General features: G+C 42.7%; 17 protein-coding genes. 10 read left to right on the forward strand and 7 right to left on the reverse strand.

All coding sequences use genetic code 11. The annotated features are described in order from the left end of the window. The first annotated feature begins 7 nt into the window (after positions 1-7). The 4 genes from PSYCG_RS07945 to PSYCG_RS07960 all read left to right on the forward strand — a co-directional run bounded on the left by PSYCG_RS07945 (position 8) and on the right by PSYCG_RS07960 (position 3,328). Positions 8-1,228 (forward strand): cytochrome bc complex cytochrome b subunit, encoded by a 1,221-nt coding sequence (locus PSYCG_RS07945; RefSeq protein ID WP_406626821.1) that lies wholly within the window; start codon positions 8-10, stop codon positions 1,226-1,228. After that, on the forward strand, positions 1,228-1,941 hold the full coding sequence (locus PSYCG_RS07950) for a cytochrome c1 (RefSeq protein WP_011513911.1): 714 nt from the start codon (positions 1,228-1,230) through the stop codon (positions 1,939-1,941). The genes PSYCG_RS07945 and PSYCG_RS07950 overlap by 1 nt, the downstream gene beginning before the upstream one ends. A 202-nt stretch (positions 1,942-2,143) precedes the next feature. Then, a complete protein-coding gene (locus PSYCG_RS07955; protein ID WP_020443723.1) occupies positions 2,144-2,758 on the forward strand; it encodes a glutathione S-transferase N-terminal domain-containing protein in 615 nt (204 codons plus the stop codon). A 126-nt stretch (positions 2,759-2,884) separates the two neighbouring features. After that, complete coding sequence (locus tag PSYCG_RS07960; RefSeq protein WP_020443724.1) at positions 2,885-3,328, forward strand: ClpXP protease specificity-enhancing factor; 444 nt, start codon at positions 2,885-2,887, stop codon at positions 3,326-3,328. A gap of 88 nt (positions 3,329-3,416) precedes the next feature. Here PSYCG_RS07960 and dcd read toward each other — a convergent pair whose 3' ends face one another. The 6 genes from dcd to PSYCG_RS07995 form a co-directional block, all read right to left on the reverse strand. Then, complete coding sequence (dcd, locus tag PSYCG_RS07965) at positions 3,417-3,992, reverse strand: dCTP deaminase (RefSeq protein WP_020443725.1); 576 nt, start codon at positions 3,990-3,992, stop codon at positions 3,417-3,419. Positions 3,993-4,128: 136 nt separating this feature from the next. Next, positions 4,129-5,268: a DUF2804 domain-containing protein gene (locus PSYCG_RS07970; protein ID WP_020443726.1), complete on the reverse strand. Its 1,140-nt coding sequence runs from the start codon at positions 5,266-5,268 to the stop codon at positions 4,129-4,131. 145 nt (positions 5,269-5,413) lie between these two features. Continuing rightward, positions 5,414-6,640 carry an iron-sulfur cluster carrier protein ApbC gene (gene apbC / locus PSYCG_RS07975; RefSeq protein ID WP_020443727.1) on the reverse strand — a complete coding sequence of 409 codons (1,227 nt, stop codon included), beginning with the start codon at positions 6,638-6,640 and terminating at the stop codon, positions 5,414-5,416. A 763-nt stretch (positions 6,641-7,403) separates the two neighbouring features. Beyond that, positions 7,404-8,204 carry a 3-hydroxybutyrate dehydrogenase gene (locus PSYCG_RS07985; RefSeq protein ID WP_020443729.1) on the reverse strand — a complete coding sequence of 267 codons (801 nt, stop codon included), beginning with the start codon at positions 8,202-8,204 and terminating at the stop codon, positions 7,404-7,406. 136 nt (positions 8,205-8,340) lie between these two features. Continuing rightward, a complete protein-coding gene (locus tag PSYCG_RS07990; RefSeq protein WP_011513919.1) occupies positions 8,341-8,970 on the reverse strand; it encodes a CoA transferase subunit B in 630 nt (209 codons plus the stop codon). 76 nt (positions 8,971-9,046) lie between these two features. Further along, on the reverse strand, positions 9,047-9,760 hold the full coding sequence (locus PSYCG_RS07995; RefSeq protein WP_020443730.1) for a CoA transferase subunit A: 714 nt from the start codon (positions 9,758-9,760) through the stop codon (positions 9,047-9,049). 358 nt (positions 9,761-10,118) lie between these two features. Here PSYCG_RS07995 and PSYCG_RS08000 point away from each other — a divergent pair, with 358 nt between their 5' ends. Next, entirely contained in the window at positions 10,119-11,534 is a 1,416-nt protein-coding gene (locus PSYCG_RS08000) for a GntP family permease (protein WP_020443731.1), read from the forward strand. Between the two features lie 408 nt (positions 11,535-11,942). Next, a complete protein-coding gene (gene metG, locus PSYCG_RS08005; RefSeq protein ID WP_020443732.1) occupies positions 11,943-14,045 on the forward strand; it encodes a methionine--tRNA ligase in 2,103 nt (700 codons plus the stop codon). Between the two features lie 99 nt (positions 14,046-14,144). Here the strand turns inward: metG and PSYCG_RS08010 are convergent, their stop codons facing one another. Further along, positions 14,145-14,582 (reverse strand): hypothetical protein, encoded by a 438-nt coding sequence (locus tag PSYCG_RS08010; RefSeq protein WP_011513923.1) that lies wholly within the window; start codon positions 14,580-14,582, stop codon positions 14,145-14,147. Positions 14,583-15,004: 422 nt separating this feature from the next. Here PSYCG_RS08010 and PSYCG_RS08015 point away from each other — a divergent pair, with 422 nt between their 5' ends. The 4 genes from PSYCG_RS08015 to PSYCG_RS08030 all read left to right on the forward strand — a co-directional run bounded on the left by PSYCG_RS08015 (position 15,005) and on the right by PSYCG_RS08030 (position 19,293). After that, positions 15,005-16,054, forward strand: coding sequence for an ABC transporter substrate-binding protein (locus tag PSYCG_RS08015; protein ID WP_020443733.1), 1,050 nt, complete (start codon positions 15,005-15,007; stop codon positions 16,052-16,054). Positions 16,055-16,193: 139 nt separating this feature from the next. After that, on the forward strand, positions 16,194-17,219 hold the full coding sequence (locus tag PSYCG_RS08020) for an ABC transporter substrate-binding protein (RefSeq protein ID WP_020443734.1): 1,026 nt from the start codon (positions 16,194-16,196) through the stop codon (positions 17,217-17,219). A 348-nt stretch (positions 17,220-17,567) separates the two neighbouring features. Further along, positions 17,568-18,467: an ABC transporter permease gene (locus tag PSYCG_RS08025; protein WP_011513926.1), complete on the forward strand. Its 900-nt coding sequence runs from the start codon at positions 17,568-17,570 to the stop codon at positions 18,465-18,467. Positions 18,468-18,498: 31 nt separating this feature from the next. Then, positions 18,499-19,293, forward strand: coding sequence for an ABC transporter ATP-binding protein (locus PSYCG_RS08030; RefSeq protein WP_011513927.1), 795 nt, complete (start codon positions 18,499-18,501; stop codon positions 19,291-19,293). The last annotated feature ends 198 nt before the right edge of the window (positions 19,294-19,491 follow it).

Here is a 19,491-nt window from a genome sequence, read left to right on the forward strand (position 1 = left end):
TATGAGCATGGGTAAAAAGTTAATGCATTGGGTGGACGCGCGTTTTCCTGCGACTGAAACCTATGAATATCATATGTCAAAGTACTATGCACCAAAAAACTTTAACTTTTGGTACTTCTTTGGCGTGTTATCAATGGTGGTACTGGTCAATCAGTTAGTAACTGGTATTTGGCTGACGATGATGTATAACCCAAGTGCCGAAGGGGCATTTGCGTCTGTTGAATATATCATGCGTGATGTCAAAGGTGGCTGGCTCATCCGTTATATGCACTCGACCGGCGCGTCAGCGTTCTTCGTAGTGGTATATCTGCATATGTTCAGAGCCTTGCTATATGGTTCATACCAAAAACCGCGTGAGCTGATTTGGCTTATCGGTATGGGTATTTACTTAGCATTGATGGCAGAAGGTTTCTTCGGTTACCTACTCCCTTGGGGCAACATGTCATTCTGGGGTGCTCAGGTTATCTTGAACTTACCTGCAGCCTTACCTGTCATTGGTGACGGTCTTGCTGAGTGGGTTCGTGGTGATTATATCATCTCAGGTATCACCCTAAACCGCTTCTTTGCCTTGCATGTGGTTGCGATTCCGCTCGTGCTTGTGGGCTTAGTCTTTATGCATTTAGTGGCTCTGCATCATGTGGGTTCTAATAACCCTGATGGTATTGACATTAAGAAGCTAAAAGACAAAAACGGCGTGCCATTAGATGGTATCGAATTCCATCCGTACTACACTGTGCATGACATGGTTGGTATTGTTGTCTTCTTTATCTTATTCTTTGCTGTGGTGTTCTTCTTCCCAGAAGGCGGCGGCTTCTTCCTTGAGCCACCAAACTTTGAGACTGCCAACTCACTAAAAACACCAGCGCATATTGCACCGGTATGGTACTACACGCCTTTCTATGCCATCTTACGTGCCGTTCCTGATAAGCTTGGTGGTGTGATTGCGATGGGTGCTGCTATTGCCGTATTGTTCTTAATACCTTGGCTTGATAGATCGCCAGTACGCTCGATACGTTATAAAGGCATTTTATCTAAAATCGCTTTAACCGTGTTTGCTATTAGTTTCTTAGTATTGGGTTATTTAGGTGCGACGCCTACCACCCCAACAGCAACTATAATGGCTCGTATCTTTACCATATTGTATTTCTTGTTCTTCTTATTGATGCCGTTTTACACTGCCATTGAGAAGTGTAAACAGCCACCAGAACGCGTTACCGGAGGTCACTAATGAGCACGCTAATTAAATCCCTAGCAGGTTTGGGCTTAGGCGCGGCATTAACTTTGACTGCTGGTAGCGCTCTAGCAGCAGGTAGTGGCTGCGGTACGTTTACCAATGCTGAGGGTATTGTAGAGCATTTGGCTTGTAGTACAGCGCCTATTGATTTTACCAATAAGGGCTCACTACAAAACGGTGCTAAGACGTTTATGAACTACTGTGCTGGGTGTCACTCAGCCAAGTACGTTCGTCACTCACGCATCGCTAAAGATTTAGAGATTCCACCTGAGTTGGTCGAAAAGTATTTGATGGTGACGACCGATCAGATCGGTGATCATATCGATGCTGAGATTGACCCTGAAGTACAAGCCTCATGGTTTGGCGCGGCTCCTCCAGATTTGTCACTTGAGACAAGACTGCGCGGCGATGATTGGGTTTACACTTACCTATTGTCTTTTTACGAAGATCCAAGCCGTCCTTGGGGTGCTAATAACTTAGTCCTTGCAAATGCGGCAATGCCTCACGTTTTGCATAACATGCAAGAAGAGCTGAGTCAGGAAGAGTTCGAATCTGAAGTAGGTGACTTGGTTAACTTTATGGCATGGATGGCAGAACCTGTTCGTCATGACCGTAAAGTGATTGGTTTCTTTGTGATTTTATTCTTACTTGTGTTACTGATTCCAGTTTACTTGCTTAATAAAGAATTCTGGAAAGATATCAAATAAGCGATATTGATAATCGAGCAAGATATTGGTATAAAAAAAGCATTACTTCGGTAGTGCTTTTTTATGCTTTAAACATTTATAAATCAGCCACAAAAGCAAGCTAAGCGCCAAATTTTTAAGCGACAGTGTTTACGTACGCTACCTTGATAAACACAGCAACATTGTTTACGATGGCAGGCTTTACTATTAACATTAGGCTTTCATGATTGATGCGAATGACATTCCAAGTAGTCAGCTAATTTTATACGCTGATGACGGCTACGACAGTCATGTGGTGCGCCTATTGCTTGAAGAAAAGAAGCTCGCTTATTATTTATCACGTTTGCATTCTGAGCGTCCTGAGGATTTGACTGAGCTGAACCCTTATCATACTTTACCTGTCCTACAGCAGCGTGAGATTGCGCTTTATGAGATTAACGTCATCTTTGAGTACCTTGAAGAGCGTTATCATGCCAATAAGCTCTTGCCTGAGACGCCACAAGAGCGGGCACAATTTCGCCAGTTAGCATGGCGTATTCAGCGCGATTGGCTCTCACTCGGTAAGCGATTGCTTATGCATCCAGACAGCTTCAATAAAGCCCAAGCGGTTATGGCTAGAAAACAGCTGAGCGATTCGCTCATCACTATATCACCATTATTTGCGCACAAGTCTTACTTTATGGCAGATGAGTTTGGCTGGTGTGATGTGCTTCTAGCCCCTTTATTGTGGCGATTGGAAGAGATGGACATTGAGCTACCACGCGCTATCAGTCGTCCTCTGTTTGACTATCAAAAACGGGTCTTTGAGCGAGATAGCTTTCAAAAAAGCGTGCGTTAATTAGACAACAGTCAAATGCTGCCTTAAAATAACAAATAATGAAGCGCAAATGAATTTCTGCAAATAATCTTTTGCCGCTGATACCTTTTAACCCTTACTTAATACCGTCAATATAGGAAGCCAAAGATGAGCGAAGAAACCACATCTATTACTCCAACACGTCCTTATATGGTACGTGCCTTGTACCAATGGATAGAAGACAATGCGCTTACGCCGTATCTGATGGTCGATGCAACCGCCGATAATGTTCAAATTCCAAAAGAGCATGTGCAAGATGGTCGTATCGTGCTCAATATTGCCAGCCGTGCCACTGGCAATATGAGTATGGAGAATGACTACATTCATTTTAGTGCGCGATTTGGCGGGGTATCACAAGAGATCTGGGTACCGCTCACAGCAGTGCTAGGTATCTACGCCAAAGAGAACTCTCAAGGGATGTTTTTCGATCCCAATGAATATGACAATTATGTGCCTGAAGACGATGCCGTTGCGAGTAGTAGCTCTAAAACAAACGTAGCAGCTCCTAAGCCCAAACGTGATAATAAAGCCGGTTTAAAAGTATTAAAATAACAAAATATATCGCATAAAAAAGCTGAGCATATTAAATATGTTCAGCTTTTTTTATTGTCAGCCCAAAAGTGATGATAACCTTAAACGATTAGGTTCTCGGCAAAGTCACACCGCGCTGTCCTTGGTATTTACCGCCGCGATCTTTATAACTCGTCTCACAGACATCATCAGCATCACTTTGGAAAAACAGCATCTGCGCAACGCCTTCGCCGGCATAAATACGCGCAGGAAGATTGGTAGTATTACTAAACTCTAAAGTCACATGCCCTTCCCACTCAGGCTCAAGTGGCGTGACATTGACAATGATACCGCAGCGGGCATAGGTTGATTTACCAAGGCAAATAGTCAATACATCGCGTGGAATACGGAAATATTCCATCGTACGAGCCAATGCAAAAGAATTAGGCGGAATAATACACTCGTCACCGATGACATCAATAAAGCTTTTTTCGTCAAAGTTTTTAGGGTCCACAATTACTGAATGTACGTTGGTGAAAACCTTAAATTCAGGCGCGCAGCGTACATCATAACCATAGCTTGAGGTACCGTAACTGACCAAACGCTCACCGGCATCATTAAAACGTACTTGACCGGCTTCAAACGGCTCAATCATGCCATGTTCTTGAGCCATTTTACGAATCCAGCGGTCAGACTTGATAGACATTGTTATTCCTTAGCAGATATAAAATAAAACTTATAATATGAATGGTGTTTTGATAGCGACGATTATACGGAATTGAGCGCTCAATTTATAGGCTTGGCTACGTTTAAAATAAATCTCTGGTCAAAATGATAATCGCCTACCATTTTGCATAATGATCTTCTGCCAGTCCCATCACATTATCAAGCTTAATCACCTCTTGTTTGATTCCAATCTCACCATTATAAAAACCAAGCCATTGCTCAAAAATACTGGCAACGATACCAAAGTTATCGGTCTTCTTATAAACCGTTATAGGGGTAAAGCTTAAATCAATATCAACATTGCTCCAGCCAAGGTTTTGATGATAGATATGCCAAGGCTGCGGTGTGTCATCTAACCTATTAGCAACAGTGTCTTGCTGATTGGATGGCAAATTTAGAGCATCACGAAGAAACATAACAGGCGGTAAATAACATATCTGCCCATCTAGCCAGCACGCATTTTCACTAGTGCCCGTTTCATTAACACCCATCGATAAGTTCAATGTGAAATGACGACCATCTGGCAAATAGCTATTGATACATGTCCAAAACCAATTGGTCTCATGACGCATATATCCAAGTGTCCAATCTAAATTGGCAATAGTGTCATCATTGAATGATATTTTCTGAACTTGTTGTCCATTATTAAACGTTGAATTGGCCTTAATAGCTAAGTGACCTACGATTTTGGTAAGCGGCTCTTTTTGCGTAAAAGTCCAGCCACGCCTGCCAGTCGGTGTGCAGACCGCCAAAGGCTGCGACTGCCGCTGTAACGTTGCTTCAATAGCCAGATACTGACTATCTAACACAACGTTGACTTGTGGCGGGGTAAAATCTAACGTCAATGTCAGATTGTTATGTCTAAATGCCATCTGCCCTTGATAGCAACTACCCTCTAAACGCGTATCAAGCGTCAAAGGCTGCAAGGCTTCACACACCTCTATCTCGTTTGTTTCATCATTATAAAGATAAACAAAAGCACTGGTCGCAAGCTTAATAGTCGCCAGTGCCAAGCAGACTCGATAAGGTGGTTGAATGATTTGAATAAAGCAGAATTGATTGGCTTTTAGGTATTTACGCCAATTGGGCAGAGGTTTCTGTGAGATAAGGTGACTGTGATAATCTAAATATTTGATGTTTTTAACTTGGGCAAAAATACCAGAATGAGGCTGACCGTTTTGGATTAGTTGGTCGAGCACCGCTGGTTTCAATTTATTAGAGATATCAGACAAAGGTTGATGATTGTTTTGAGTCATAATGGCGGCATCCTAGCCAAATTTATACCAAGAGTTAAGCAGTTTGTTATGTAATAGCTATTGTTTGCTACTAACTTAGTATAATAGCAAACAATAGCCCATTAAAAATAAAAACGCTGTGATTCTTAGTAGGAAACTATAACCATTAAAAAATACGCTTATCATTAATCGGTTTGGCAAACTTATTAATATTGGTTTCAATATTTTTGGCAATACTCAGATAGTAAAACGCAAACTCATCATCTACCAATACGCTTGGCTCACCTTTATCTACCTGTGCACGGATAGCGCTTGCCAGTGGAAGCTGTCCTAATAGCGGCACTTGATATTGATCAGCGATCTTTTCGCCGCCGCCCGTACCAAAGATAGCTTCAGTATGATTGCAGTTACTACAAGTGTGCAGCGCCATATTTTCAACCACGCCAAGCACAGGAATATTGGTTTTATTAAACATCTCAATGCCTTTTTGCGCATCAAGTAAGGCAATATGCTGCGGCGTCGTCACAATGACAGCGCCCGTCACCGGAATACGCTGAGCAAGGGTGAGCTGAATATCACCGGTGCCTGGTGGCATATCAATGACCAAATAATCTAACTGTGGCCAATTGGTTTGATTATATAGCTGCATCAACGCACCGGTCGCTTTTGGACCGCGCCATGCGATAGGCGTATTATCACCATCAAGCAAGCTGCCAATCGATAGCATCGCTAGTCCATGCGCATTGATAGGCACAAACTGCTCATTTTCAAGCTCAGGTCTGATACTATTCACACCTAGCATCGCTGGCATACTGGGTCCATAAATATCAGCATCTAATACGCCAACACGGTTGCCGAGCTTTTGTAATGCCAAGGCGATATTGACAGTAGTCGTTGATTTTCCCACGCCGCCCTTACCAGAGGCAACGACAATGATATGACGAATACGCGGATGAGCGGACAACGACGCTTGGGTAGGAGCTTGCTTAGTGATAGGTGGTTCAGCATTTACCGTACTATCATCGCTCTTGGCAACAGGTTTACTATGACTATCCATCGCATTGGTGGTTTTTGGCATTGCTTTTGGCAAACTTGAGCCTTCACCTTTCATCGGCACTGGTATCCGAACATTCATATGAATGCTTTGAATACCATGCGGCTGTAATAACTGCCCAAGCGCTTGCTGAATGGCCTCAGGATCGCTTTCATGTGGCAGACGCAGCTCTAATGTCAGCTCACCACCATTACGCTCAAGCCCAGTGACCATCGTAGCAATACTGCTATCCCCAACATGATAACCCAGCAATACTTTATCAACAGCGCTATCAAGCGCAGCTTTCTGCTCTGGAGTTTCCTTTTGTGCGGTGGGTTTTTTCTTCATAAAATTAAACATAGCGACCGTGACTGCCTATACAAGTGGGTTGGTATGCTAAAAAGTATTATTAATACTATAACGAGAATAATTAACGATAGAAGCCATAAGCTTTTTAGCCAAACCTTTTATCGTGTCAGTGTAGCTCAATTGCAAGCATAAAAAAACCATGATGCCAGTAAGACAGCATTTTGCGTACAGCTTTGAGCCTACGGTATCATCGATATCAAATAACATAGATGAATTACTTTATGACACGAGACAAGGATGAATTTGTTCAATACAAAAGGCAAGCTCGCAGCTTATCATCACCACAGACATCATACTCATTACCAATACCAATACCAATACCAATACCAATACCAGCGATACTATGAAATCACCGCGAACACAGCACGAGGGAATACCGAAGCAAGCGTCCCCTGAATATCGGTATCTATATACACAAATATCGTCGAGCGATTGGGCAGCTGCTGTAATAACTGCCAAGCAAGTTTGGGTTTAATCAGCGCGATGATATCAGCGATATCTATAGGACGTAACGTCTACAGCGCATCAATCGCGCTTAAAATCTTGTCTTTCAATAGTATCGCTTAACTTTATTGATATGCCTTTATTATTCATCACTTTATCCCTGCGCCCAAGATAGCCCAACGAGCGCTCATAAAAAAGAGCCAATATCATTGGCTCTGGTCAATATAAAGATAAACCCTAGTCGATTGGTCTTTTTTAGCAAGCTCATACAGTTAAGCTGACTGACCAAACAAGTTCTTAATTCGTACTATTAATTCATAAACCAGCCGTGGCTTGCGACAATCGATTGTCCGGTAAAGACATTGCTTGGAAATGCAGCCAAAAATAAAGCCAGTTGAGCAATGTCATCAACCGTAGTAAATTCTTTATCAACCGTATTAACTAGCATAATATCGTTCACTACTGACTCTTCGCTAATGCCTTTTTCAGCCGCTTGTTGAGGGATTTGTTTTTCGACTAAAGGCGTTTTGACAAACCCTGGGCATATCACATGCGAGCGTACATTATGGGCAGCGCCCTCTTTTGCCAATACGCGACATAGACCAAGTAAACCATGTTTGGCGGTGACATAAGGCGCTTTAAATAATGAGGCTTCATGTGAATGCACAGAACCCATATAAATCACTGTGCCACCTTTGTCATCTTTATACATATGCTGTACGGCAGCTTTGGTGGTCAAAAACGCCCCATCTAGATGAATGGCGAGCATTTTTTTCCAATCTTCAAACGCCATTTTATGGATGGGGTCAATGATTTGGATACCGGCGTTAGATACCAGAATATCAATACCGCCAAAGGTATCGACCAGTTTCTGAACACCGTCATTAACAGCAGTTTCAGACGTTACATCCATCGCAATTGCAACGGCACGCCCACCTGCTGCTTCAATAGCATCGACGGTTTGCTGAGCAGCTTCAATATTAATATCTGCAATACCGACTGCCGCGCCTGCCTTAGCATAAGTTTCGGCGATATCACGTCCGATACCGCTGGCAGCGCCTGTGACCAATGCTACTTTGCCGGTCAAATCTTGTTTTAATTGGGTCGCCATATATTATCCTTAATAATAGGTGATGGTGTGTAGTGATGAGTAGTAATGAATGAAGCCTATAAATAAGCCACTAAAATATAGTGGCTATTAAACAATTTACTAATCAGTATTTGAACTATTGAGTGGTTTATCAAAGCTATTGAGCAATGCTCACTGGTGTTTTTTCTTGTAGCTCATCGAAGCTAACACCATCTGCAAGCTCAACCAATTTTAGGCCATTATCAGTCACATCAAGTACGGCAAGCTCTGTGATAATACGATCAACCACGCCTTTCCCTGTCAGTGGTAATTCGCAATTGGCAAGGATTTTTGGCTCGCCGTGTTTATTAACTTGCTCCATGAGCACAATCACACGCTGTACGCCTGCGACCAAATCCATCGCGCCGCCCATGCCTTTAACCATTTTTTTGGGAATCATCCAGTTTGCCAAATCGCCCTGCTCTGAGACTTCCATCGCGCCCAATATTGCAAGGTTAACATGACCGCCACGAATCATCGCAAACGACTCTGAACTACTAAAATAACTCGCACCTGATTCGGCAGTGACCGTTTGTTTACCTGCATTAATCAAATCTGCATCGACGTTTTCTGCAGTAGGAAACTCGCCAATACCTAATAAGCCGTTTTCTGACTGTAGCCAGACATCGACGTCTTTAGGGATATAGTTTGCAACGAGTGTCGGTAGACCGATGCCTAAGTTAACATAATAACCGTCTTGTAACTCTTGTGCGGCACGCTGTGCCATCTGCTCTCTTGTCCATGCCATGATAGCTTCCTTAATTTTTACGATATTCTATTACTATAAATTTAATAATTTATTAATTATGCTGTAATCGCAATGACTAAGCGCCTTCGACCACTTTAGTTGTTGTCTTTTCGATACGCTTTTCAGGGCTGCTATTCAATACGATACGCTGCACAAAAATACCCGGCAGATGAATCTCATCAGGATTTAAGATGCCTGTTTCTACGATCTCTTCAACTTCAACAATAGTAATCTTGCCCGCCATCGCACAGTCTGGATTAAAATTACGCGCCGTTTTATTAAAGATTAAGTTACCTGCTTTATCCGCTTTCTGCGCTTTGATTAGAGACACATCAGCGCGTAATGAATGCTCAAGCACATAAGTACGACCGTCAAATTCGCGGGTTTCTTTACCTTCAGCAACTAAGGTACCAACGCCAGTTGCGGTATAAAATGCCGGAATACCTGCACCACCTGAACGCAGTTTTTCTGCCAATGTACCTTGCGGAGTCAGCTCAACTTCCAACTCGCCTGCCAAGTACTGGCGCTCAAACTCTTTATTTTCACCCACATAAGATGAGATCATTTTTTTAATTTGGCGCGTCTGTAATAACAATCCCAAGCCAAAGTCATCGACACCAGCGTTATTACTGATGCACGTCAAATCTTCAACACCACTATCCCGCAATGCTTCGATTAACGCTTCAGGAATACCGCATAGACCAAAACCACCTATCGCCAGCGTCTGTCCGTCACGCACAATACCACTCAACGCCGCTTCTGCGCTGTCATACACCTTTGATTGACTCATGCTTATCTCCTTACACGTCTCATTTTTATTATTTACATTGATTCATTATAGGTTTTGCTTATTTAAGCAAACACTAGACTACCAATCAGTTTTATATTTAAAGCAATACAATTTATATCACTATAAAATATAGAGTACAGCTGTAATAACTTAACATATAATTCTAGCAGCGACTAGACAATAATATAAAGCGCGTACAAGGCAGCGCAGCTTGAGCAATATGGGTGAGGTCACCATCCTAATTGTCTAAAATAATGTTTGATAAAATACGTTAAATCGCCCGTTACGTTTAATTTTATTGACCTATTTCCCTATGCCCTGCATACTCTCAGGCTTAACTTAGCCAAGGAGGGCGGTCATGTTTAGCACACTTGCTATTATTATTACTTTATTACTTTTGATGTTCTTTGCTTATCGCGGTTATTCCGTACTGATTTTAGCGCCAATTATGGCTGCTTTAGCCGTACTACTTTCAGGTGATTTTTTAAGCAGTATTCCTGCTTATACTGATGTCTTTATGGGCGCATTGAGTGGCTTCCTACTCAAATTCTTTCCTATCTTCTTACTGGGCGCACTCTTTGGCCGTTTGATGGCAGATTCTGGGGCGGCAACAGCGATTGCTAAAACGGTGGTCGAAAAGCTTGGCGCCAGTAAAGCGATTTTGGCGGTTATCTTAGTTTGCGGTATTTTGACCTATGGCGGTGTGTCACTGTTTGTCGTGGCATTTGCTATTTATCCAATCGCCAAAGACTTGTTTAAAGCTGCTGATATTCCTAAGCGCTTGATTCCAGCAGCGATTGCCCTAGGTTCGTTTACCTTTACCATGACAGCATTACCTGGCACGCCTGCCATTCAGAATGCTATTCCGATTCCTTATTACAATACCAACGTATTTGCCGCACCTGTCTTGGGACTTATTGGTGGTACGATCATGTTTGTCTGTGGTTGGTTGTGGTTGCAATCGCGTGCCAGAAAAGCGAATGGCGCTGGTGAAGGGTATGGTCAGCACGATGAGAGCGATGTAGGCGGTGTTGGTGGAGGCGCAGCAGAGACCAACTTGCTTAGTACACATCATACCTCATTCACCGTTGCGATGATTCCTCTGATACTGGTCATCAGTTTGAACGCTTTACTGACTTACTTTGTCTTCCCATCGATGGATTTTAGTGGCCTACAGACTCAGTTCCCAGATTTGAATATCGCAGGTTCGCTTGGTCTATGGTCGATCATCCTCTCATTGGTCGTAGCTTGTATCGTGCTAATCGTCATGCGTCTCGGTCATTGGACCAACCTACAAAAAACCATCAACCGCGGTACTTATGACTCGATGTTACCGATCTTTAACACTGCGTCGGAAGTAGGTTATGGTGCCGTTATCGCTTCATTAGCAGGCTTTCTTCTCATTCGTGATAGTATCTTGAATCTAACGCCAGAAAATCCACTCATCTCAGAAGCAGTCGCTATGACCACGCTGGCTGGTATTACTGGCTCATCATCTGGTGGTTTGAGTATCGCACTATCAACCTTGGGTGAAGACTATCTAAGAATGGCAGTCGCAGCCGGTATTGATCCAGAACTAATGCACCGAGTGGCGGTAATGGCAGCAGGCGGTTTGGATACCTTACCACACAGTGGTGCGGTCATTACCTTGTTGGCCATTTGTGGTCTGACACATAAACAGTCCTACTTAAACTTGGCAATGGTCACTATGGTGATTCCACTGATTGCTGTCGTCGTTGTCATTACCTTGGGCACGATGTTTGGTTCATTTTAATTGGGTTGAATCAGTAAAGCATATAATGAAGTCAATTTAAAAAACGGACAGCTTTACTGTTTTAAAGCGCTCATAAAAACCCCGCTAAGCAAAAGCTTAGCGGGGTTTTTATGAGCGCTTTATAAGGATTTATTATGTTGGACTTTTATCATAAATATCAATAAATACATTACACTTATTATAACGTACTACTGGTATAAACTTTTCTTGCTTGCTGTGCCTACGCAGACAGAGTCTACGAATAATTAATACCAGTAGCGCTGCACTCTTCTAAAAGTGAATCAACTATAGCGCTTATTACCATATTAATTCGTAAGGAATATCACAAATTTAGCCGAATTACGGTATCATAGGCACACTTTTTCAATTTCTATTGATAACCAACCCGTTTATATAAGAATATAGGTGATGAAAGTGCGTGAGATTTTAGTAACCAGTGCCCTGCCCTACGCCAATGGAGACATTCACTTGGGGCATCTTGTAGAGTATATCCAAACTGATATTTGGGTACGATCGATGAAGGCGCAAGGCCATAAGGTGACTTATGTCTGTGCGGATGATGCTCATGGTACTGCTATCATGCTCAAAGCCGAAGACAATGGCGTAACACCAGAACAGCAAATTGCCAATGTGCAAGCTGCTCATGAAGCCGATTTTGCTAAGTTTTTGATTAATTTTGACAATTATCATTCAACGCATTCAGAAGAAAATCGGGAATTTTCTGAGCTGATTTATCGCCGCCTTAGAGATGCAGGTCATATCTCTACTCGTGATGTGGAGCAGCTATTTGACCCTGAAAAACAGCTGTTTTTAGCCGATCGTTTTGTTAAAGGTACCTGCCCTGAGTGCGCCGCTACCGACCAATATGGTGATAATTGTGAAGTTTGTGGTACGACTTATGATGCGACAGAACTTAAAGATCCGTACTCTACGTTATCAAATGCGATGCCTATTCTAAAGACTTCAAAGCATTATTTCTTTGATTTACCAGAGTTTGAGCAATTTTTAAAGGATTGGACGCGCAGTGATAATCGCTTGCAAACCTCAGTTGCCAATAAGCTACAAGAGTGGTTCGATGCCGGCTTAACCAGTTGGGATATCTCGCGTGATGCGCCTTACTTTGGCTTTCAAATTCCAGACACGCCAAGCGATGAGCCAGATAAATACTTCTATGTATGGCTAGATGCGCCTGTTGGCTATATGGCAAGCTTTCAGAACTTGTGTGATAAACGTGCAGGTACAGAAGAGGCTCTAGACTTTGACCATTATTGGGCGCAAGAAAACGAGCATAAAACCGAAGTGTATCACTTCATCGGTAAAGATATTGTTTACTTCCATGCGCTATTTTGGCCTGCCATGCTTGCTGGTAGTGAACTCCGTACACCAACCGGCGTCTTTGCTCATGGCTTCTTGATGGTCAATGGCGAAAAAATGAGTAAGTCGCGTGGCACCTTTATTAAAGCCGACACTTATGCTGAGCATTTGCATCCTGAGTACTTGCGTTATTACTTTGCGAGTAAGTTATCTGACAAAGTCGAGGACATTAACCTTGATTTAGAAGACTTTATGCAAAAGGTTAACTCTGATCTCGTTGGTAAAGTAGTCAATATCGCCAGTCGCAGCGCTGGATTTTTGGTCAAAAAGTATGATGGTATGCTGACAGACGTCTGTGCTGAGCCAAGCCTATTAGAAGACATCACCAAGACGGGCGATGAAATTGCTGCGGCTTATGAAAACCGTGAATTTTCTCGTGCCATGCGCCTGATTATGCAGTGTGCTGATAAAGCCAATGAATACATCGATGACAAAAAACCGTGGGCGCTTGCCAAGGTTGAAGGCGCAGAGCAAGAAGTTCAAGACGTCTGCTCAGTAGCAATCAATATCTTCCGTCAATTAATGGTATATCTTGCGCCTGTATTACCTGAGCTGACTGCCAATGCTAAAGAATTCTTGAACATTGATGATTTAAGTTTTGCCAGCCGTAATGAGTGGTTGCTTGGTCATCAAATTAATAAGTTTAAACCACTGATGCAGCGTATTGAAGAAAAAGATATTGCAGCGATGGTTGAAGATTCTAAAGCCTCATTGACACAAGTAGGTGCGCCTACCGCTAGCCAAGACGATAAAGCAGCAGCAAAAAATACCTCGCCTGCAGCAATGCCAAGCAGTACCGAACAAGCAGACTATATCGGTATCGAGGACTTTGCCAAAGTCGAGATGAAAGTCGCTCATGTTATCGCTTGCAACCATGTCGAAGGCGCGGACAAACTGCTTCAGTTCACACTAGATGTTGGTGAAGCACAACCTCGCAACGTCTTTAGTGGTATTCGCAAATTCTATGAGCCTGAGCAATTACAAGGTAAAAAGGTTATTTGCGTGACCAATTTGGCACCGCGTAAGATGAAATTTGGCATATCAGAAGGCATGGTATTGTCGTCAGGCGACCCGAAAACAGGTCTGGTGGTAATTACCTTACCTGATGAAGCCGTTATCGGTGATTCACTGGCTTAAAAACGTTAAATTAATCAAGTAATAATAAAAGAACAAAACAAAAAACGGTCTAAATAGACCGTTTTTTATGTTAAAAAGAATAGAAAGTAAGCTTGCTGTTTATCTGGTCAAAATATCAATGATCTGCAACGTATCATTAACGACCGTCACAATTTTATTTTCTGGCGTGCGAATACGAACATAGCGGTCATCATAACGGTCTAAAATTACCGAACGATCATAAATATCTCTATCAATGTTGCCGACTACTCTGTAACCGTATTGATCGAGATCACGCTTGAATGAGGCGTTAGAGTTAGCATGATGATAAGCATTAATGTTAGGCTGGGCATTGCTGCTATAACCATTTTTAAATTTATATTTTTCTAACTGATGCTGCTTAAGCTGTACTTGTTCATGCTTATCTTTACCGACATACGCAGATTTGCCCTTGCCATGATTATTACCGTGACCCTCTTTTGCCATAGCAGGTAAGGAAATCAATGAGATCGCTGTAATGCCAGCGATGGTTAATAACTTAAGATTAGTAGTGTTCATAATGTCATCCTTAAAATATTCATTTGAAAAAGATTAAGTAGATGGTAGAGTCTGTTGAACATTCACTAATGTCAGCATGATTAATAATGATATGGATTTCAGACTCACTGTAACTTTCGTATAGAAATTAGCTTGCGTTCATTATAAAGTGCGTTTGTAATCGCTGAATTGCTGGTTTGTGCGTTTTTTAAGCAGCGTTTTGCCGAATAAAGATGATTTTGCCAAATAAAACAGTCAATACTTGCTTTAATAACACTGGTGACGAATACGCTTTAATTTTTTATTGCGATAAGTTACATTACTGTCATAATATGAACATAATGATCAATGGATTGATTACTTTGATGTTAGCCCGTTATCTCAGCATTCACATAACATTGACTCGGGTAACCTGCACTTTCTAACCTACGAGCCACTATAAAATGATTTTTGCTACTACTTTACGCTTTAGCCTACTTGGTGCTGCGATGAGCGCCGCGCTTGGATTATCAGCCTGCTCTAAACCTGCAGATACTACAACGACCACCGATGACAGTACCACTACTGCTCAAAAACCTGCCAAAACATTGGCAATTACTCAAATCGTTGAGCATCCCTCATTGGATGATATGCGTCGCGGCATTATTGATGAGTTGGCGGATAACGGTTATGTCGAAGGTCAAAATCTAAAGGTTAACTTTCAAAGTGCGCAAGGCAATACTGCAACCGCAGGACAAATCGCCAAGCAGTTTGTCGGCGACAATCCTGATGCCATCGTTGCTATCTCAACCCCATCGGCACAATCTATCGTCTCTGCAACCACGACCATACCAATTATATATACCGCCGTCTCAGACCCACTGGGTGCCAAATTGATCACTGCAGATGGTAAACCCTTTCAAAGCAATTTGACCGGATTATCAAGCCAATTGCCATTAGAGCCGCAGCTAGATTTGCTCCAAAAAATCAAGCCTGACCTCAAAACCATTGGCTATGTATACAGTCCTGGTGAAGCCAACTCGGTATCATTGCGTGATGCGCTTAAAAAAGCGCTGCCGGCACGTGGCTTATCATTACTAGATATTCCAGCCAACCGTCCAACAGATATCGGTATGGCGACACGTAGCTTACAGGGTCGCGCGGATATTATTTATACCTCGTTTGACAATAATGTTGCCTCAGCCTTTGAAGCCATGGCACAAGCTGCCAATGAGCTAAAACTGCCTATTGTTGCCTCTGATGAATTCAGTGTCCAACGCGGTGCCACAGCAGCACTTGGTGTCAATGATTATGACTTTGGTCGTACGACAGGTAAGATGGTTTATCGCATTTTAAATGGTGAAGCGGTCAGTACCGTTAAGCCTGAAGTCATGAACGAATTGACACTCTACGTCAGCCCTAAACATGCTAAAACGCAAGGTGTAGTACTGTCAGATGAGCTGTTGAAAAATGCTATTAATGTTGATGAAAAAGCAAAAACTGCCAGCAAATAATCGCTAGTAGATAAGAGTGAATACGCAGTAGATAGCTTATAATTTATAACAAACACTGTTTATAACCGCAGTACGTAAGATCTTCTATTTATCTTTTATATAATGTACGGACACATTATTATTTTCAGGAGTAAGACCCATGTTGTATCAGAATCGTTTTGCCAAAGCTCTTTTATGGGGCGGTATATGTACCGCTATTTTGACTGGTTGTAATCAGCCAGCTAAAGAAGGTACCGCGACTGATGGTACTGCGGGCACCAATACCACAACAGAAATGAAAACGGTTGCTATTACCGCTATCGTTGAGCATCCAGCGCTTGATGCCGTACGTAAAGGCGTAATCGATGAGCTAAACGATGCCGGCTTTAAAGATGGTGAAAACCTGAAAGTTAACTTCCAAAGTGCTCAAGGTAATACTGCTACTGCTGGTCAGATTGCCAAGCAATTCGTCGCCGACAATTCAGACGTTATCATTGCTATTGGTACGCCATCGGCTCAGTCAGTCGCTGCTGCAACCAGCAGTATCCCGTTAGTGTTTTCAGCGGTTACTGATCCGGTTGAAGCCAAACTGGTCTCAAAGCTTGATGGTTCTGGCACCAACGTCACTGGTGGTTCTGATGCGCTTCCTTATGAGCCACAGATCGACTTGATGCGCCAAATTATTCCTAGTCTCAAAAACGTCGGCTACGTCTATAGCCCAGGTGAAGTTAACTCAACGATTATCCTAAAAAATCTAAAAGAAAAACTGACGCCACTTGGCATCAAAGTACATGAAGCCCCTGCCCAGCGTAGTACTGATATTGCGATGGCAGCACGCAGCCTAGAAGGTAAGGTCGATATGATCTACACCTCAACGGATAATAACGTGGTTTCAGCTTATGAGTCACTATATCAAGCCGCTAAAGAAAGTAAGATTCCGTTAATTGCTTCGGATACCAGCTCAGTTGAGCGCGGTGCCATCGCAGCATTGGGCGTCAACTACTATGATCTTGGTCGTGAAACTGGCAAAATCGTTGTACGTATCCTAAATGGTGAAAAAGCAGGCGCAATTCCCGTATACACGCCAAAAGTTCTTGACTTATATGTCAGCCCAAAACATGCTAAAGAGCAAGGCATCACCTTACCACAAGCGGTTATTGATAAAGCAAAAGAAGTGGTAGAGTAACTGCCTTTTACCTAATTAGTATAAAACAAACAGTAGATGATAATGTTGATTGCGCAAGCTGTCATTATCGTCTACATTAGCTTTACCTTGCTATTTATTGGTGCGAATTATTGCTACAAACAAAACCCAGCTATGTGTCAGTAGGCTGGGCTTGTTGTTTAAAGGCTTTCAATAAGCAAAGATTATGATCATTTATGACAGTGATCGGTTGCGCTTTACCCTAGCTGCAGATTATACAATCTGTTAAATTCACCGCCTAAGTGTTTGGTTTGTAGATGATGCTGATATATGCCACTCATCTCAACCTCATGGTTCTCTAAACACTTGGTTATGACTTACTGATCTCTTATGTCTTTAATTGCTTTTTTTGGTGCACTTGAAAGTGGTTTGATTTATGGCCTAGTGGCGCTTGGCGTCCTTATTTCATTTCGTACCCTCGACTTCCCTGATTTGACCGCTGACGGCAGTTTTCCATTAGGTGGTGCGGTCGCTGGCATCTCTATCATCGCTGGTGTCAATCCATGGCTTGCTTGCGCCTTTGGTATGCTAGCCGGCTCAATTGCCGGTATCGTCACTGCTTGGTTGCACGTTAAGCTTGGCATATTACAGCTCCTTGCCAGTATCTTGGTGATGGTTGCGCTCTATTCTATCAACCTACGTATTATGGGTGCGCCAAACTTGCCGCTGTTGGGTGAAACGACTGTCTTTAGTACCTTGGTCAATGATGGCAATGGCTATTGGATGCGCTGTCTGATCATTGGTATTGTCGTGCTATTGGCCATGTTATTTTTAAATTGGTTTTATAGTACCGAAACCGGTCTCTCTATGCGAGCAACCGGCTCAAACCTACGTATGGCGCAAGCACAAGGTATCAATACCTCATGGATGACCATCATTGGTATGGCAATCTCTAACGGTTTGATTGCTTTAGCTGGCGCGCTTTTTGTCCAGACCCAAGGTGGCGCAGATATCTCAATTGGTATCGGTACTATCGTTATTGGTTTGGCAGCGGTCATTATCGGTGAGACGATTATTCCAGCTAAACGCATTTGGCTGATTACATTTGCAGTGGTCGTCGGTGCGGTATTGTATAAGCTGTTTATTCAAGTGGCACTATCGAGCGATACGCTACGTAGTATCGGCTTTGGGCCGCAAGATTTGAACTTAATTACTGCCCTACTCGTGGTATTGGCATTGGTATTGCCAAAAGCTAAAAATAAATTCTTAAGTCGTAAAGTTCGGGCTTAATGTCAATGTGCACCCATAAGGAATAATAATTATGATGCAAGCTACAGATTTGCGGTTGACCTTTAATCCTGGAACGCCCATTGAAAACCCTGCCCTACGTGGTATCGATTTAAATATCGCTGATGGTGAATTTGTCACTGTCATCGGTACCAATGGCGCGGGCAAATCGACCTTTTTAAACGCGGTCAGTGGTACCACTCGCGTCGATAGTGGCTCAATCTTACTAAATGGCATTGATGTCACCAAAAAGACCGCGCACCAGCGTGCTCATTGGGTGGCTCGTGTATTTCAAGACCCAATGGCGGGAACTTGTGAAGCGTTAACGATTGAAGAAAACATGGCGCTTGCCTATAAACGCGGTGGCAAACGTGGTTTAAACTTTGCTCTAAACCAAAATAACCGTGACTTATTTCGCGAAAAATTGTCGGTCTTAAAACTTGGCTTAGAAAATCGTTTGACTGACCGCATGGGTCTGTTATCCGGTGGTCAGCGCCAAGCGGTTAGCCTATTGATGGCATCATTGCAGCCGTCTAAGATTCTACTACTTGATGAGCATACGGCGGCGCTTGATCCTAAAACTGCCGCTTTTGTGTTAGAACTAACAGATAAAATTGTCACTGATAATCAGCTTACCACCATGATGGTCACGCACTCGATGCAGCAAGCGCTCGCTCATGGCACGCGTACCGTGATGCTACATCAAGGTCAAGTGGTATTAGATGTGGCTGGTGATAAACGTCAAGGCATGACTGTGCATGATCTACTCGATATGTTTGAGCAAACGCGCGGCGAGAAAGTTGATGATGACAGCTTAATATTAAGCTAACCGATAACACGTATTTCTTTGAATATAGATAAAAAACGCCTACTTAATCGTAGGCGTTTTTTGCTTTTGATTTACTATAAAAATAATAGCTGATCGTTATTCCCAATTGAGAATCTAACGTCACTATAGTCAACATACTCTAAAAACGCTACGGTACTGCGGGTACAATTTTTTTGCAGCCTCTGTCTGCGTAGGCAC

It is taken from the genome of Psychrobacter sp. G, assembly GCF_000418305.1.
Lineage (GTDB): Bacteria > Pseudomonadota > Gammaproteobacteria > Pseudomonadales > Moraxellaceae > Psychrobacter > Psychrobacter cryohalolentis.

Coding starts and splice junctions, on each gene's coding strand:
- PSYCG_RS07955 (WP_020443723.1), top strand. CDS start 2,144: ATGATTGATGCGAATGACATTCCAAGTAGTCAGCTAATTTTATACGCT.
- PSYCG_RS07960 (WP_020443724.1), top strand. CDS start 2,885: ATGAGCGAAGAAACCACATCTATTACTCCAACACGTCCTTATATGGTA.
- PSYCG_RS07995 (WP_020443730.1), bottom strand. CDS start 9,760: ATGAGTCAATCAAAGGTGTATGACAGCGCAGAAGCGGCGTTGAGTGGT.
- PSYCG_RS08030 (WP_011513927.1), top strand. CDS start 18,499: ATGATGCAAGCTACAGATTTGCGGTTGACCTTTAATCCTGGAACGCCC.
- PSYCG_RS08010 (WP_011513923.1), bottom strand. CDS start 14,582: ATGAACACTACTAATCTTAAGTTATTAACCATCGCTGGCATTACAGCG.
- PSYCG_RS07970 (WP_020443726.1), bottom strand. CDS start 5,268: ATGACTCAAAACAATCATCAACCTTTGTCTGATATCTCTAATAAATTG.
- metG (WP_020443732.1), top strand. CDS start 11,943: ATGAAAGTGCGTGAGATTTTAGTAACCAGTGCCCTGCCCTACGCCAAT.
- PSYCG_RS07945 (WP_406626821.1), top strand. CDS start 8: ATGGGTAAAAAGTTAATGCATTGGGTGGACGCGCGTTTTCCTGCGACT.
- PSYCG_RS08020 (WP_020443734.1), top strand. CDS start 16,194: ATGTTGTATCAGAATCGTTTTGCCAAAGCTCTTTTATGGGGCGGTATA.
- dcd (WP_020443725.1), bottom strand. CDS start 3,992: ATGTCTATCAAGTCTGACCGCTGGATTCGTAAAATGGCTCAAGAACAT.
- PSYCG_RS07985 (WP_020443729.1), bottom strand. CDS start 8,204: ATGGCGACCCAATTAAAACAAGATTTGACCGGCAAAGTAGCATTGGTC.
- apbC (WP_020443727.1), bottom strand. CDS start 6,640: ATGTTTAATTTTATGAAGAAAAAACCCACCGCACAAAAGGAAACTCCA.
- PSYCG_RS08000 (WP_020443731.1), top strand. CDS start 10,119: ATGTTTAGCACACTTGCTATTATTATTACTTTATTACTTTTGATGTTC.
- PSYCG_RS08015 (WP_020443733.1), top strand. CDS start 15,005: ATGATTTTTGCTACTACTTTACGCTTTAGCCTACTTGGTGCTGCGATG.
- PSYCG_RS07950 (WP_011513911.1), top strand. CDS start 1,228: ATGAGCACGCTAATTAAATCCCTAGCAGGTTTGGGCTTAGGCGCGGCA.
- PSYCG_RS08025 (WP_011513926.1), top strand. CDS start 17,568: ATGTCTTTAATTGCTTTTTTTGGTGCACTTGAAAGTGGTTTGATTTAT.
- PSYCG_RS07990 (WP_011513919.1), bottom strand. CDS start 8,970: ATGGCATGGACAAGAGAGCAGATGGCACAGCGTGCCGCACAAGAGTTA.